The organism is Enterococcus gallinarum, assembly GCF_021496385.1.
GTDB lineage: Bacteria > Bacillota > Bacilli > Lactobacillales > Enterococcaceae > Enterococcus_D > Enterococcus_D gallinarum.
This window is the reverse complement of sequence record NZ_CP050816.1, coordinates 2,093,652-2,108,855: the sequence shown is the minus strand read 5'-3', so window position 1 is coordinate 2,108,855 and position 15,204 is coordinate 2,093,652. Positions and strand designations below refer to the sequence as shown.

Annotated in this window: 12 protein-coding genes; 3 read left to right on the top strand and 9 right to left on the bottom strand. The window is 41.3% G+C overall.

The window, feature by feature from the left end; genetic code table 11:
• Positions 1 to 65 precede the first annotated feature (65 nt).
• The 4 genes from addA to HED61_RS10450 form a co-directional block, all read right to left on the bottom strand.
• On the bottom strand, positions 66 to 3,746 hold the full coding sequence (gene addA / locus HED61_RS10465; RefSeq protein WP_219645315.1) for a helicase-exonuclease AddAB subunit AddA: 3,681 nt from the start codon (positions 3,744 to 3,746) through the stop codon (positions 66 to 68).
• Positions 3,739 to 7,314 carry a PD-(D/E)XK nuclease family protein gene (locus HED61_RS10460; RefSeq protein ID WP_219645314.1) on the bottom strand — a complete coding sequence of 1,192 codons (3,576 nt, stop codon included), beginning with the start codon at positions 7,312 to 7,314 and terminating at the stop codon, positions 3,739 to 3,741. Before HED61_RS10460 ends, addA begins: the two co-directional genes overlap by 8 nt.
• Positions 7,315 to 7,512: 198 nt before the next feature.
• On the bottom strand, positions 7,513 to 8,070 hold the full coding sequence (gene lepB / locus HED61_RS10455) for a signal peptidase I (RefSeq protein ID WP_003126688.1): 558 nt from the start codon (positions 8,068 to 8,070) through the stop codon (positions 7,513 to 7,515).
• A 293-nt stretch (positions 8,071 to 8,363) separates the two neighbouring features.
• Positions 8,364 to 8,855: a hypothetical protein gene (locus HED61_RS10450; protein WP_003126690.1), complete on the bottom strand. Its 492-nt coding sequence runs from the start codon at positions 8,853 to 8,855 to the stop codon at positions 8,364 to 8,366.
• 140 nt (positions 8,856 to 8,995) lie between these two features.
• On the opposite strand from HED61_RS10450, the gene HED61_RS10445 reads away from it, so the two are divergent.
• Both HED61_RS10445 and HED61_RS10440 read left to right on the top strand, forming a co-directional pair.
• A complete protein-coding gene (locus tag HED61_RS10445; RefSeq protein ID WP_005473241.1) occupies positions 8,996 to 9,529 on the top strand; it encodes an HdeD family acid-resistance protein in 534 nt (177 codons plus the stop codon).
• Positions 9,530 to 9,660: 131 nt separating this feature from the next.
• Entirely contained in the window at positions 9,661 to 10,101 is a 441-nt protein-coding gene (locus HED61_RS10440) for a hypothetical protein (protein WP_003126693.1), read from the top strand.
• Between the two features lie 66 nt (positions 10,102 to 10,167).
• On the opposite strand, the gene HED61_RS10435 is transcribed toward HED61_RS10440, so the two are convergent.
• On the bottom strand, positions 10,168 to 12,126 hold the full coding sequence (locus HED61_RS10435) for a heavy metal translocating P-type ATPase (RefSeq protein ID WP_029486843.1): 1,959 nt from the start codon (positions 12,124 to 12,126) through the stop codon (positions 10,168 to 10,170).
• A gap of 249 nt (positions 12,127 to 12,375) precedes the next feature.
• A complete protein-coding gene (locus HED61_RS16990; RefSeq protein WP_113849728.1) occupies positions 12,376 to 12,801 on the bottom strand; it encodes a CsbD family protein in 426 nt (141 codons plus the stop codon).
• Positions 12,802 to 13,315: 514 nt separating this feature from the next.
• Here HED61_RS16990 and HED61_RS10420 point away from each other — a divergent pair.
• Positions 13,316 to 13,588, top strand: coding sequence for a hypothetical protein (locus tag HED61_RS10420; protein ID WP_003126697.1), 273 nt, complete (start codon positions 13,316 to 13,318; stop codon positions 13,586 to 13,588).
• A gap of 65 nt (positions 13,589 to 13,653) precedes the next feature.
• On the opposite strand, the gene HED61_RS10415 is transcribed toward HED61_RS10420, so the two are convergent.
• From HED61_RS10415 to HED61_RS10405, 3 genes are all read right to left on the bottom strand, one after another.
• The gene (locus HED61_RS10415; protein ID WP_005473249.1) at positions 13,654 to 14,013 is read right to left on the bottom strand and encodes a hypothetical protein; all 360 of its coding nucleotides are present in this window, start codon (positions 14,011 to 14,013) and stop codon (positions 13,654 to 13,656) included.
• 195 nt (positions 14,014 to 14,208) lie between these two features.
• Positions 14,209 to 14,754, bottom strand: a complete 546-nt coding sequence (locus HED61_RS10410) for an ECF transporter S component (RefSeq protein WP_113849729.1) — start codon at positions 14,752 to 14,754, stop codon at positions 14,209 to 14,211.
• A complete protein-coding gene (locus tag HED61_RS10405; protein WP_005473251.1) occupies positions 14,741 to 15,157 on the bottom strand; it encodes a DUF4430 domain-containing protein in 417 nt (138 codons plus the stop codon). The genes HED61_RS10410 and HED61_RS10405 overlap by 14 nt, the downstream gene beginning before the upstream one ends.
• Between the last annotated feature and the right edge of the window lie 47 nt (positions 15,158 to 15,204).

The following is a 15,204-nucleotide window of genomic DNA, read 5'->3' as shown; positions in this document are numbered from 1 at the left end:
TCTATCACCTCTGTGCATCATTATAGCACATCGCTTACGAATTGTAAGGAATCCCGTTCGAGGGCCTACCATTCGATTATTTTCTTAGCGGCTAGTAAAACCAGATATGTCTCAGTCACAGGTTTCTGCAAAGCTTGTTCTAACGCTTGGCAATACAGTTTTAGCTGTCCATAATACCGATCCCGCATGCGCTTTTCAATCTGTGCTTCACTGCCAAATACAGCATCCGTCTTAAAATCATACAAAATGATTCGATCTGGCAACTCCACATAGCCATCAATAATCCCGTGGATCAATAATTCGGCATCTGGTTCATCAAATCCTTCAAAAATAGTGGCAGCTTCTTTTAGCATTGAAAATGGCTGCTCCCGTTTTACCTGTGTTGCATACTTGATCAAAGTTTGCCCCACGGCTGTTTGATAGAACCACACGATGCTCCCTTGATCAATTTTGTCGGCAACATCTTTCGTAAAGAGCTGACGTTCAACCAATTCATCGATAAAAGCTGCTAAGGATGCTTCCGTCGGTACTTCAGTCAGCGGCAGCATTTGCATAACTAGATGCGTAGCACTCCCGATCGAAGCAGCTTGCGGTTTTTGTTCTTGTAAAAAACGCGGTTTAGCTAATTCAGTCTCAACATAACGAAAGCGCTGAGGTGCCAATTTTTGATCCGCGGAATGCCATTCCAGTAAAGTAATATCTTGATCGTCCGGATCATTATATAGACGTTTTAACTCTGAGACCGACTGATAGCTAGTGGTTTGAGTCGCTTTGCTGTAAGGATACTGATAGTCTAAACGGTTCAGCAATCTTTCTGGGGCTGTAGTACTTGGTGTCGGAGCCACAACTGCCTCTGTTGGCGGCTGCACCTGCAATTGCTGATCAATCTGATCCTGATTCCACCAATGGATCTGGAATCTTGCAGGATGATGGATCGTCATTTTTCGTTCACTGGCATCAGTAAAAAACTGCTCCATCTCTGGATGACGAATCAATGTCAAACCGACCCAATCCATTAGACTGCCTCTTGCAACTAAACGTAAAGCCGGGTCAAGGACTGTCTGACTTTGTGTCAACCCCGCTTGCCAAGCTTTAAAGGCTGCCTGCCGATCCTTATAAGAACCAACTAAATACAGTTTCTGCTCGGCCCGTGTCAATGCTACGTATAGTTTACGCATTTCTTCAGAGAGGGCTTTTTTCAAACGAACTTGTTTGATGGCTTGAAAAGGAATCGTTTCATATTTGATATTTTCCGAAGCATCGATATATTGGATACCTGCGCCAAGTTGTTCTTCAAAAATATAACGCTTTTGAAAGTCTTGGTAATTGAAAAATTTCGTTGTATCCAATAAGAAAACAACGGGAAACTCCAACCCTTTACTAGCATGGACAGTCATGACCCGCACAGCATTTTCAGCTGGCGTCGCCAACGGTTCTGCCAAATCTTTATCTTTTTCTTGCATTTTTTCAATAAACCGAATGAATTGATACAATCCTCGGAAACTGCTTTTCTCATATTTCTCTGCTCGGTGGATCAATGCAATCAAATTGGCATAGCGCTGTTGCCCTGCTGGCAAGCCAACCACGTAATCCAAGTAAGCCGTTGTATCATAAATATCCCATAATAAATCAGGGATCGGCAGTCTGCGAGCTGCTTCCCGCCAACGATTCAATTCGCTTAAAAAATCATCCACTCGTTTGCTTAAAGCGGAAACAGGCCCCTTTTGGTTGTCTTGATAAGTCAAGACCGCTTTGTAAAACTCACTGGTACGATCCGCTAGCCGAATCTCTGCTAGTTCGTCTTCCGTTAGCCCTACCATAGGTGAACGGAGAACAGCCACTAATGGAATGTCCTGATAAGGATTATCAATGATTTGCAACAATGCGATCATTGTTTGGATCTCTGTTGCTTGAAAATAGTTCTGGGCATCATTGACTTCCAGAGGAATCCCGAATTTTTTGAAAACATCTAAGATGACCAAATTATTTTTGCGGGTAGGAGTCAGTAAAACGATATCCTGATAAGTGACTGGACGTTCTTCCCGTCTTTTTTTATCATAGATCATAAATTGGGATTGGATCAGTTCTTGAATTTTGATTGCGGTGACGTGAAGTTCTCCTTCCGTTTTGTCTTCAATCAAATTCGTAGTACTTTCAGCTTCTTTTTCATAGAGCAAAAGTTCCGGAATGAATGCGTCGCTTTCAGGAAAACTCGGAAATCCCGGAACTAAAGCCGCTGCGTCATCATAAGGGATCTGTCCAACTTGTTCGTCCATCAATTGTTGAAAAACCAAGTTCGTAAAATCAAGCACTTCGCGGCGCGAACGGAAATTTTCTGCTAAAACGATTCTTCGTCCCCCGTTTTGATGTTCAAATGCCAAATATTTTTCTATAAACAAAGTGGGGTCTGCTAAGCGAAATGAATAGATCGATTGTTTGACATCCCCTACCATGAACATGTTTCCATGGTCTCCTGAAACTTGCCGAACCCAATACAGAATCGCTTCTTGCAGTCGATTGATATCCTGATACTCATCCACGAGCACTTCTTCAAATTTATCGCGGTAATAAACAGAAGCATCGCTGCCTGTGCCATCACCCAATAAGATTTTCAACGTGAAATGTTCTAAATCATTGAAATCCAACAACCCTTTTGCTAGCTTGCGGGCTTGAAAAGCAGTCAAAAACTCTTTGGTCATCTCTGCCATAGTCGCAACGATCGGTTCAGATAGTTGCAGCATTTGCAGCATGTCTGCTGGTGGATAAGGAAAATATCCTTTGAGTTGTTCTAATAGTTTTTTGGCATCATCCCGCAACGGTTTGATTTCCTGTGAAAGTTCTTTTTGTTCTTCTTTCCGATAGCTTGGGTAGCGATCAAAGGTCAAATGAGTCAAGCGATCATATAAGACGGATAGATCGTCTGTTGCCAGAACTCGTTGAATTTCTTGGACTTGAGAAATCTCTGCATGAACGAGTGCTGCTGCTTTTTCCATTAATGGTGACTGATCTGCAAATTGTTTGGCCGCTGCCAGCAAATGCTCTGCCGTTGCGGCAATTTCTACCAACGTCGGTTTGATTTGAGCCTGATAGAGGTGATTCTCCCCTAAATTGTCCGCGGCTTCATAATTTACCGCTAAACCGTCCAGCCACTTTTCTGGATCAGGGTTGGCGCGGGCAAAATCATAGAGTGACAAAATCAAATCACCAACCGTCTCATCGGAACGATCACTGGCGAAGTTTTCGGTTAATCGAAAGAAGGTTTCATCATTTGCTTCGTAGTGTGCATCTCGTAATTGTGTCCAGATTTCCTCTTTCAGCAGCAAAATCTCCGTTTCATCTGTCAGCATCCGAAATCCAGGATCCAAATCGATCAGATAATAAAAACGCCGAATGACCGTTAAACAAAAGGCATGTAGTGTTGAGATATTTGCGGTAGGTAATAATTGCAACTGCCGAACGAAATGTTGTCTTTTTTGCTCTTGGCTTTCTTGATTAATGGCCGTTTGCAGAGCTACTTGGATCCGTTCTTTCATTTCTCTTGCTGCTGCTTCGGTAAAGGTCACGATCAGCAATTCGTCGATCTGACTTCCTGCTTTTAATTTCTCGATCACACGTCGCACAAGGACGGTGGTCTTTCCTGATCCAGCTGAGGCAGAAACAAGGAGATTGTCTCCTTTATCAAAGATCGCTTGCCACTGAGTATCAGTAAATGTTTCATTTTGTGGTTTTAGAGGGATCTTAGTCATTCTCTTCCTCCTTTAATCGCTGTAAAACCTCTTCTTTCGATAAATTCTCTAGACGATGATAATTATTTTCTTGCAGCATCACATCGAAATCGCAAATACTGCGAAATGGGCAAAACTCACAGGCGCGCTTTTTGTCTTTCAGCTTATAAGACGGATTCAAGGCAATTTCGCCGCTGAGAAGTTTCTCCGCACCTTGCTGCATATTTTTGCGGTTGTGCTGCCTCAACAAGCGAATCTCTTCTTCAGTGTAAAACTTGTTTTTGGCTTGTGGTGTCTTTTGGTACGTCCCGCTTTTGTCTTTGCGAATCGGAAAAACTGCCGAATTGCTGCTGTTTGACAATTCATGATCCAAAAGTGGAAACAATGAGGGTTCATCCAGAAACAACCCATCATATTTGAATTGCTTCAACCGTTCCTCTTCAGAGGATTTTTGACCATCTAAGACTGGATCATGGACATGTAAATAATAAGCCCCAGCCGGGCGCACATTTTCTGTACCAACTAGCTGCACAGCATCATTCAGCGCAACGTCTAAATAAGTGATCAACTGCATTGCTAAGCCATAGTATGCTTCTGTCAAATCAAATTCACGACTGCTTGATTTGTAATCTACGACTGAAAGCCACTGCTCTTCTTCGGTTTTTGCTGCATCTACCCGATCGATTTTTCCTCGCACATGCAGTTTGCCCCCACTGCTTAAAGGCAGCTCGATGCCATTGATCCCTTGAGCGCCAGCGATCTGTCCAAACAGTACTTCGGTTTTTTGCGGTGAGAAGTGCATTTTTTGTCCTTGCTTCGTTAATGCCCAAGCTACTCGCTGAATCGTCTTACCTAGTTGATAACGAATAAAATTCATTCTGGCCGAACTGGACAATAATGTATAGCGGACTTCTCCAAAAATCTCTTGCAACACTTTTTCAACAAATTGGAGCCGTTGATCCATGGTCAACTGCGTCAATGAGATGTTCTCACTGATCAATACTTTGACAAAGCGATCGAGTGCATCATGGAAAAATTCACCAGTAATCGCTGAGTTAAGTCCATAGATTTCCCGCTCTTTCAAGCGTAGTCCATAACTGACAAAATATTTGTATTCACACTGGTAGAATGTCTCCAGTTGCGAGATCGAACTGTAGATGGATGGCCCATATAAAGCAACGGCTTTATCTTGAGACAACGGGACTGGAATGTTTTGATGGGTCTGGCTTTCAAATACTCTAAGGGCTAATTGCTTTTCAGGCGAATGCAATAAAGCCTGTTTGAATCGTTGCCACTGTGCCGGCAAATTCTGTCGTTCTTTTCTTGCCTGCTGACTTAGATTATTCAACTGATAGATTAATCCCCGATACGTGCCGACGTAGGCTTCTGGATCACTGGTTAAAGATAAGATGCCCCGGTCTTGTAAAGAAACATCTAACCATTCAAGCAGACGAGCCAGATATGGGGACAATTTGATATTTTGCTGGGTATCAAAATTGCATGCATAAGACAAATAGAGTTTATCCGTGGAAGACAATAAGATCGCATAAAAAAGAAACGGCTCTTTGGCGCTACTTTCGATAATCGTATCGCGTAGATATTTTTCTCCCGCAAACAATTGATTGAGATGTTGTCTTTCTTCGTTAGTCAACAATGTTTTATTTTCGATCCTTCTTGGCAACACCGTCTCATTCAATCCTGGTACGAAAGTGATTTTTGCTTGCCGAGGTCGTACTAGATCAAAACGATTAATATTGACTTGATCGATTGCTGTCGGAATTTTCCCGAAAGTCAGATTCTCCAAACCCGTCATCAATACTTCTTCAAAGAGTGACTGTTCGAAAGGATCATCGCCATAAATAGCCACAAATTCATCTAAAAGATCGATCAAAGCTTGCCATGTTTGTTCATGGTTGCGAGCTTGCTCTAGTTTTCCTTGTGAGATTGCTTGATCTCGCCAATGAATCAATTGCTGTTCAACACCTGCTGAAAGTAAAAATTGGTATAAAGCACCTGCAGCTTCCCGGTTCGTCTTTGTCTCTTGAATGTTTTTCAAGGAGCCAAAAATATCTTGACGGAAATAGCGGCGCAATTGATTCGTATAATCTGTCAATTCAGCGATGCCAGATGCGTTTTCTCCTGTCAATGTATAGTCCACTAAGAGCCAGTCTCTCTCACGGGTCCAATCTTTTCCTTGGAAGTTATGAGCCAGTGCTTGGTTTTCTGTAATGTCTACTAATTGTCGAAATGCATCCCGGGCAGCCAGCCAGTCTTCTTGTTGTTGGAATGCTGGTGGCAAATAAAGTTCCGTACGCAACAGTCGAAAAATGTCATTTAAACGAAAGCCATAATCTGCACAAGCAAAGAAGGCATTCAAGAATTCAACGAGCGGATGCTGAGCCATGAGTTGCTCTTCGTCAATATAAAACGGAATCTCATATTCTTTAAAAATCGTTGGAATATATTGATGGTAGATCTCTGGTTGCAGTGTCAAGACTTGAATGTCTCGATAACGCAGTTTTGCTCCTTTTTGCTCGCTGATCAATGCGCGGATTTTCGCAGCCATTTGCCGGACTTCTTCTTCAGGATTGCCAACTTTCCACATTTCTAGATACGGTGAAACTGGTTGCTGCTGCTGATAATGGAGCTGATTCTGGGTTTTACGCCAAAAGGATTCCACTTCATTGTATGCGGCAGCTTTCTCTAGTGTCACTTGCTGTGCTTCAGAAGGTGAAAGCTTTTGATCCAAATAAATGGCGACATTTTCCGTTCTAGCGTCAAGAAATAATTGATGGTAACTGCGGCCCGATTCATAGAACAAATCTAATGGTGAAGGTAATTCTTGGGGATATCCATGATCTAAAAGCAAATCGACAACGACGTGCCCTTGTTTCATCAATTCTTTTAATACACTCTGTTCTTGAGTTGAAAATGCTGAAAAACCACTGATGATAAATAATGATTCCGAAAGATCAGGCCGATCGTTCATTAATTCATTGGGTTTAGACCCTTGCTGCAGATAACGTGTTAGTAGTGCCAGCGGTTGTTCCACTTGCAGTTCCCGGGTCACCATTTCTAATTCGAAACGCTGAAAGATCAATGCGAGTTCGGAAAACTTTAACGCATCCTCTCCGTTGCTCCTATTCATCGTTCCACCGAGATGCAGATCTTCGGTTGCGATATTACTTGTCTGCATTTCTTGATAAAGAGACAACAGTTGTTGAATAAACCCAGGTTTATTGATTTCTCCTCGAAAAAGAATCAACTCCTCTTCCAAATCGAGAAGTATTTTGCGAAGGATCATGGTTGCACCGGTATCTGTAATGGCCGTTTTTGACAACCAGCCAGTTTGTTGAAGATAGAACCAGGCCAGACGGTGAAAACTATAGACTTGAGCTCGAATCGAGGCAAAATCTCCAGTGCCTTGTTTTAGCGCCTGCAGAATCTCTCTTTCTCGTTCAAACTTATTGTAGTTAGGGACAAGAAAAAAGACTTCTGTTTGTGGCTTTTCCAACCAAGCGTTAGCTGCGTCCAAAATCGCTTGTTCGTGATCGCAGCGTCCATCGCCTAGTATAAATCGTAAACTCATACGAAGACTCCTTTACTTTTATCGTCGCTTCTATCGTAAGTAAAGATCAACTCCTGCATCTACCAAACCTGCTCATGAAAAATAACAGTTTTGATGCTCTCTATTGATCCGTTGACAATTTTTCTTTCATTGTCTTCATAACAAATAGTATAACAAATTTTCTTTTAAAAAAAAGCTCTGAGCGAGTCGGACTTCCGCTTACTCAGAGTGTTGATTCGGAATGCTTCCGAAATCTTTAAGGGGCCAAAAAATAAATTTGACATCTCCTAATACGGCTGACTGATCAATCAAACCAATGGTCCGGCTGTCTTTAGAGATTCGGCGATTGTCCCCTAACACCAACAATTTTCCTTCTGGAATTTGTTCAACACCGAAATCAGCCATCGTAAAGTCAGAAGTCAGTGGATAACCATCGGTTAATTTTGAACGAAAAGCAGAAAGATAAGGCTCTTCATATGCTGCCCCATTGATGAATAAAGTGTCTTCACGGTATTCCACCACATCACCAGGTAATCCGATCACACGCTTAATGTAGTTTTTTCCCACCTCATCAGGTGCTTCAAATGTGATGATATCAAACCGGCTGATTTGGGTGTTTTTCATAGCGATCACACGCTCCCCATCATGCAATGTTGGATCCATAGAATCTCCTTTAACGATCACAGGGGTGAAGACGTATTGTCGCAACGAAAACAGTAACAGCCCAAACAGAGCAACGAACAAAACGGTTTTGAGGACCTCTTTTATTTGTACCAACAGCATCGTCCTCCTTTGTATGTAAACCTATTCAATTAAAACAATAAAGTTGATACTCAATTCTACCATATTCCCTTTATTTAAGGGTAAGACCCTGTTCTTCTTAAACAAAAAATAGCAAAACGTTCGGTCAGAAACCTAGCTTGCTTCCTGTATTCGGCGTACTCGAATTTTGCCAAAAAAATCAACTGGATAGTCCCTTAAACTAAAAAATTGACCGGGTCTCTTTGCTTTTGCAGTCAAAGGGGCCCGGCCAATTGATTCTCTCAATTTATATGATCGCTTAAAAAAATTCAATGACCTTTTGGCTCTTGATCAACTAGAATATCGATCGGTGTTCCTTCATTTAGATGCTCCGTCAAAAACAGGACCAATTCTTCCATTGGACGCTCGAATTTCAACAGTGGTCCTCGCATCCCTCTTCGAAAGAAATTCATTTTGATCCATTGGTCCTTGCTCTCCTGATACAGTACCACCCGATCCACTTCCTGATACAAGATCCCGCGAATATTTAGTGGATGAATAATGAATCGATCTTCAGCTAACCCTCTGCTATCAAAAACAAAACTTAAGAAAAGCAATCCAGATACGACCCCTCGCAAGCGGTTCTCAAAGGTTTCTTCCATAAAAAACATTGCTATAATGACCACCAATGAAAAGAAAGCAATTGCTGCTTTTCCGCCTTTACGGCTGGCTGCAACAATTTGAATGTCTTTGCGGACGACAGCGAGAAACAAATACAAGACGACCGTGAACAGACACATTAAAAGCGTTAATACACTCATAGTTTTCTCCATTCTTTGTTGTTTCATCTATCTTACCAAATAATTTGCTGCTTCAAAAGCAGAATTATCCTACAACGCGTTTCTATTTTCTATTTTGAAAGAAATCCGCTACAATAGTAAAAAAAGGAGGAACTGAACTTATGAATACTTTTTTCGAGAAAATCCAACGATACGATTTATTACGAGCGATTTTATTTTTGATTGCTGGATTGATTATTTTGATTGCTCCTCGCAGTGTCTTTAATACGATTGTCTATTTAGTTGCCGGATATGTTGCCTGCCTTGGGGTGATCAACCTCTATTCTAGTTACAAAGAAAAACGGCAAACCGGCTATGTGAATATGCAGATGACAACGGGGATCCTGCTTTTGATTGCCGCCGCAGCTATTCTCGTTTTTGCAAAGGGACTATTATCGATCGTACCATTCTTTTTGGGAATCATGATCACGATCAGTGGCTGTACGCGTTTGATGGCAAGCTTTAATCAAAAACGCAATGGCTTACCATTTATCACTGGTTTGCTTTTCAGTTTATTCGTGATTGTGGCAGGTATCATTCTTGTTTTCAATCCGTTTCAAACGTGGCTTTTGTTCTTCCAAATTTTTGGCGGAGTCTTGATTTTTATGGGGATCTCGGATTTAATCAATCATTTTCAAAGAAAACGTAGTTATTAAGATGAGAATGCGCTAAAAGAACAATTCTTTTGACATCTTCATGTAGACTTTTTGTTGCTTTGCTTTTACAATAGACTGTATCAACGAGAAATGATCAGTAAAAACGGAGCAAAAAACGCAGGAGGTACGACATGAAAAAAATCAAACAAGAAACAAAACATCCCAATGACGTCCCTGTGATTTTTTTGTATGACGATTTGGGAAATATCCAAAAAAAAATTTCAATCAACGAATGGCGGGATTTAAAAGCAAATTCCCAAAAAATCGAAGAATTTGAAATCAAGTTATACCGTGAAGCCATCACTTATTATACGCAAGAAGCGTATATGCAGGCAGCAGATCTATTGAAGTTTTTGATCAGCCAGACGGACTACACCCATTATGAATATGTGGAACGCTTGGCCAATATTTATCGAATCCAAAAGGACTTGATGCAAGAAAAACAATTGTTGCTAGCGGCTCGTTCTTCTATCAGGAACCTCGAGTTTTCAGAAGGCATCATCAAACGAATCGATCAGCGCTTAGCAAAAATCGACCAATTTCCTCGCTCTTCTGCAGCGTACAATCAATGACATTGTTTAATAAAAAAGCGAACGCTTATGCTGGATGGCCATTAAATCAGCATAAGCGTTTTTTGATTATTTTTTTGATGTATGGGCGACTGTCTCACTCATTGGTGCAAGCATGCGCAAGCTGTTGAATAAGACGAGTAATGTACTGCCTTCATGAGCAAAGACGCCTAACCCAATATTCATTTTGCCTAGCAAATTCAATACGATCAGTAATGCCACAATAAACATAGAGAAGAAAATATTTTGCCAAATAATCCGATCTAGTTTTTTTGCGGTCTTTAGTGCGTAGGTAAAGCGTGTTAGATCATTTTTCATGATCACCGCATCCCCCACTTCAATTGCAACATCCGATCCCTCTCCCATAGCAAAACCGATATCGGCCTGTACCAATGCAGGCGCATCATTGATACCATCTCCAACCATGACTGTCTGACCGTATTCATTTTGCAACTGCTGGATAATCTGAGCCTTATTTTCTGGCAGAACATTTGCAGCAACTTGATCTACTCCAAGCTGATCACCAATCGCTTGTCCAGCTGCTTGACTGTCTCCTGTGATCATGACTGTTCGAATACCAGATTGCTGCAGTTCATCTATGACCGCTTTAGATTGAGGATTCGGTAAGTCCATCAATGCGATCAGTCCAACTGGCTGATCATCCACCGAAAAAACAACCACCGTTTTGCCTGATTGTTCCAAGGTTTCTCGTTGCTCAGCAAATGATGAATGCGCAAACGTCGCCGCTGGCTTGCCAATTCGATAGGTTTTTCCCTCAACTACAGCCGTCAGACCGGAACCAATTTGGTTGTTAACGGAAAGTTCTAATGGTTGTGCCTTTTCTTGTTTCTCAAAATGCTCTACGATGGCAGCCGCTAATGGGTGATTTGCTTGCTTTTCCATGGCCAAGATCAGCGATACCCACTCTTGACGGTGCGCTTCAGTTGTTTCTTCAGCAAAGAAAACATCGGTCACTTGTGGTTGACCAATCGTTAATGTGCCAGTTTTGTCAAAGGCGGCTACTTTTGTTTGTCCCATATTTGCAAGATAAGAACTGCCTTTAAATAAGATGCCCCGTTTTGCTAAGTTTGAGATAGCAGACAAGCTAGCAGGTACTGCACTAGCGGCTAATGCACAGGGCGAAGCAGAGATCATCATCACTAGTCCCCGGTAAAAACTGGTTGACCAATCCCAACCAAAAAGAAAGGGTGCTGTCAAAATAAATAAGGGTACCAAAATCAAGACCGTTGTCACATAAAGCGGCTCGATTTTTTTGATGCGGGTTTCTGTTTTTGATTGATTGTTTTGTGCCGATTCCACAACAGAGAGTATTTTAGCAAAAACTGTCTCACTGCTGTCTTTTGTCACTTCCATCATAAAAGTGCCGTTACCGTTGATCGTACTTCCGAAAACTTCATCCCCAACAGTTTTTTCACGGGGAACACTTTCACCGTTGATGGAGGCTTCGTTGATGCTGCTGATTCCCGAGAGGATTTTACCGTCTGTTGCGATTTGGTCCCCTGGTAAAACTTGCAGCCTATCCCCTTTTTTGACTTGCTCTGCTGCAATTTTCTCAATGCTGCCATCTGCCTTAACCAGACGGGCTTCTGTCGGATTCAACTTCAAGAGGTTCGTGATTTCTTTGCGGCTTTGGCCCTCTGCATACTCTTCCAAAAAGTGAGCCCCGGCAAAAATCAGAATCAGCAAGGCAGCTTCATTGAAGTTGCCGATCAATACTGAACCAAAGGCAGCCAATGTCATTAATAAATGAACATTCGGTTTAAAGTGTCTGCTTTTGCGGGTATCTTTGATGGTGTCTTCGATCCCTTCCCAAATAATATGATACCCTGCTAAAAGAATAGCGGCACTGTATAATAAATCTTTAACGACCAATTGCGGTACCAATAAAGCAGCAATAAAAAGAATAACTCCTACTAAATAATTGCGTAACGGGGCGTTGCCATGGGAATGGCTTGCCTCTGCTGCATGAGTGTGTGGTGTTGAATGATTGCAAGAGTGGGTAGACATAAGAAAAGCCTCCTTCAAAGTTAGTGCATCATTTGCTTACAAATGAATATATGTTCATATCTACATTTTCATTATATATGAACGTACATTCATGTGTCAAGCATCAATTACTGCTTTTGTCAGCGATCCCATCATTGCACACCGATCCTTCGTTCTTGTCGCTCTTCAGGTGACAGGATCATTGTTTTTGTTTGCAAAAAAAGCCACAAAAAAAAAGACAGGCACAGAGGGCCTGTCTCTCACTACATCCTATTTTTGGTCGAATTTGTCTTTGACATCTTGTGCCATTGACTCAGATTTGTCTTTAAGATCTGCAATGATTTCTTTAGAATGCCCTGCTGCTTGATCAACAAAGCCTTCTGCTTTTTTTGTCGGATCATCCGTGATATCGCCTGCTGCCTCTTTGGCTTTACCAGCCACCTTGTCTGGAGTTCCAACCCCAATGGTAGAGGTCACAGAATTTTTCAAGTCCATTAGTACTTCTTTAGAAGCACCGACAACTTGATCCAATGTTCCTTCTGCTTGCATTTTTTCGTTGCCAACGACATTTCCCGCAACTTCTTTTGCTTTGCCTTTAACAGAATCTTTGTTGACAGTCATCTTCTGCATTTTATTATAAACTGCCAGACCAAAAGCCGCGCCAATCAAACCTACTACGAATCCAGATTTTTTCATATGTGTCTCCTCCAATTCTTTTATAGTTATTATTTTAACAGAAATCTGCTGAAATGCCTGTTTTCAAGCTTGCAGTCCTCGTTCTTTTACAGGTGCCATTTCCTCTAGAAGAACGTATTTCTGCTTAACTCCCTTTCTCTAAGCTACTTCAAACAAAAAGTTGCCTTTTTTAAACGTTAAGAAATGATATGTTTTCGCACGCTTTCTCTTTAAGTGCCATCAAAAATCCTTGTTTATTCGTGTGCTTCTTATTTATTCATTCTTTGTGTTCATTCCTTTTGTCTCGCCGTTTCAGATCTCTTTATTCTGTCTTTTTTTCTGTATCTTTTTTTCTGTGTCTTTTTTCTGTAAAAACTTTCTGCCATTCAATCGTGTAGTGATTCCTCTTCACCAGTTGTTTTATTCCGTGATTTGCGTTGCTAGGTGTTTTCCAGAATTGCCTTTCCTAGATAAATCGGGTAACATAGAAAAGAAGAATATTCGAGAATTTATTTTTCTCAGAAAGGATCGAATAATGAATGAAACACATGTAGGATTGTTAGTCAACAGTCGTGTTTTTCAAGAAACTCCGATGATGCTGACTGGAATCCAATTATTAGAAGACCATAAAATCATCAACTGTATTATTAAAGACCGTTACCTTTCTAGTTACGTTTTACGCTTACCTCTCAACAAGTACCAGCTAGAAGTCGAAGGCAAATGGAACAAACGTGAACAGTTAGTGATCAAACATATGAAAATCAAAAATATCGATGAATACATCAAAATTGTGGGAACCCCAGAATAAACGAACGGATCAATCCGCCAGCTTGGCGTTTGATCCGTTTTTGATTTTTCCTCTAAAATAAGTAGTCAGCTCGCCATCCGGGTAAACGTATCGATCAACTGTTGCTGCTCTTCTTTGATTCCGATCGCCATCGGTTTAATCAAAACCTTGATAGTTTTAGAAGGCGTCTGGATCAACACTTTTTTGTTCATGACACCAGTAATTTTCAATGTGGTGATCTCATGGATCAGCACGGTTTCCATGGCTTTTTGTTCAAAGTTCAAATCCAATTGAATCAAACTAATTTTTTCTTCATCAACAATTACGATATAATACTTTGGCAAAGGAATCGCCATTACTTTAGCTTCTTCAGCATAGCCAGCCAGTTTCCCATTGAATCTCGTCCGATATGCTTCTAGATCTTCTTTTTTTACGATCCACTTCATTGAAACCGCTCCCTTTCCAGTATAGGTTAAGAATACCCGATTTTGTAAGAGAACAACACAATTATGCTTGTAGCAGCATCTACAAGGAGAATCTTGCCAGATATCGATATAAAAACCAGTGTCATTGATCATTCTTTGAGACAGATCAATGACACTGGCAATGAATGCAATAAAGCGCTGAATCAGCAGATTGCACTAATGAATGAGCTTTTTAGCTGGATAATAACGGTGAAAAAGTCGTCGAAATATTGGCGCAAGTAGTCCATAAAAGAAGCCATTTCCAACAGCATGCAGCGTATCAAAACTTATTCCTTGCAGATAATAGCCCCAAAAGCTTGGTAAGCCTAGCAGATACACGCTGAGTAAGGAGACCACAAATCCATAAAGGAACCCTGCTAAAATACTAAAAATCACTTGCAAGATCAAGGAACGTTTAACGATTTGAACATGTCTTAACCCGCTCATCATGAGGATCACGACTGTATAACTTACTGCCTGAGCAATCGTCCAAATTCCCATCCCCATGTAAAAATTCGTAATCAAAAGGGATAGCAATGCGACGATCAGTCCTCTGACACAGCCTAAATAAAGAGCCACCAATAAGAAAATTGCGGTCATTGGTTGTACATTTGGCAGTGGTTGAAACAGTGTACGCCCCACCACTGATGCTGCTACTAGCAAAGCAAGATAAGCAATCTCTTGCACGGAAAAAGACATTTTTGTCGGTTTAAAATTTCTCATAGGTAAAAACGACTCGATCCTTTTCGGTAAGAGATGTATCTTTTGCGCCGGTATTGACCATCTCGTCATTGATCGTATAGGTCCAATAATAACCAGCCGCTTCATCTTGCGCCAATCCTTCAATACTGGTGATCATGCCTTTGTCTTCCACTAAATCAAAATTTTCCTTCATTATCTCCATTAAAGAGGTTCCTTCTTTGAATGACACCGTTTTGGCTGGTATTTGTTCAGGCTGCGCATCTGTCTTGTTCACAAATGAGATCTCAGCCGTCTGTTGCTTAACCACCGAGCTAGCTGTAGCTTGATTGCTGCCAGTCGTTGTTGTCTGGGTAGTAGCTTCAGAACAGCCGCTCAATCCAATCCCTGCCAGCCACAGCAAACTAAAAATAACGATTCGTTTCATTTTCTTCACTCCTTCTTTCCTATTTTACTAAAAGTCACACAGAAAGC

What these genes read in the sequence shown, in the direction of transcription:
- addA (WP_219645315.1), bottom strand. Translation starts at nt 3,746, where the DNA reads ATGACTAAGATCCCTCTAAAACCACAAAATGAAACATTTACTGATACT.
- HED61_RS10460 (WP_219645314.1), bottom strand. Translation starts at nt 7,314, where the DNA reads ATGAGTTTACGATTTATACTAGGCGATGGACGCTGCGATCACGAACAA.
- HED61_RS10450 (WP_003126690.1), bottom strand. Translation starts at nt 8,855, where the DNA reads ATGAGTGTATTAACGCTTTTAATGTGTCTGTTCACGGTCGTCTTGTAT.
- HED61_RS10445 (WP_005473241.1), top strand. Translation starts at nt 8,996, where the DNA reads ATGAATACTTTTTTCGAGAAAATCCAACGATACGATTTATTACGAGCG.
- HED61_RS10440 (WP_003126693.1), top strand. Translation starts at nt 9,661, where the DNA reads ATGAAAAAAATCAAACAAGAAACAAAACATCCCAATGACGTCCCTGTG.
- HED61_RS10435 (WP_029486843.1), bottom strand. Translation starts at nt 12,126, where the DNA reads ATGTCTACCCACTCTTGCAATCATTCAACACCACACACTCATGCAGCA.
- HED61_RS16990 (WP_113849728.1), bottom strand. Translation starts at nt 12,801, where the DNA reads ATGAAAAAATCTGGATTCGTAGTAGGTTTGATTGGCGCGGCTTTTGGT.
- HED61_RS10420 (WP_003126697.1), top strand. Translation starts at nt 13,316, where the DNA reads ATGAATGAAACACATGTAGGATTGTTAGTCAACAGTCGTGTTTTTCAA.
- HED61_RS10415 (WP_005473249.1), bottom strand. Translation starts at nt 14,013, where the DNA reads ATGAAGTGGATCGTAAAAAAAGAAGATCTAGAAGCATATCGGACGAGA.
- HED61_RS10410 (WP_113849729.1), bottom strand. Translation starts at nt 14,754, where the DNA reads ATGAGAAATTTTAAACCGACAAAAATGTCTTTTTCCGTGCAAGAGATT.
- HED61_RS10405 (WP_005473251.1), bottom strand. Translation starts at nt 15,157, where the DNA reads ATGAAACGAATCGTTATTTTTAGTTTGCTGTGGCTGGCAGGGATTGGA.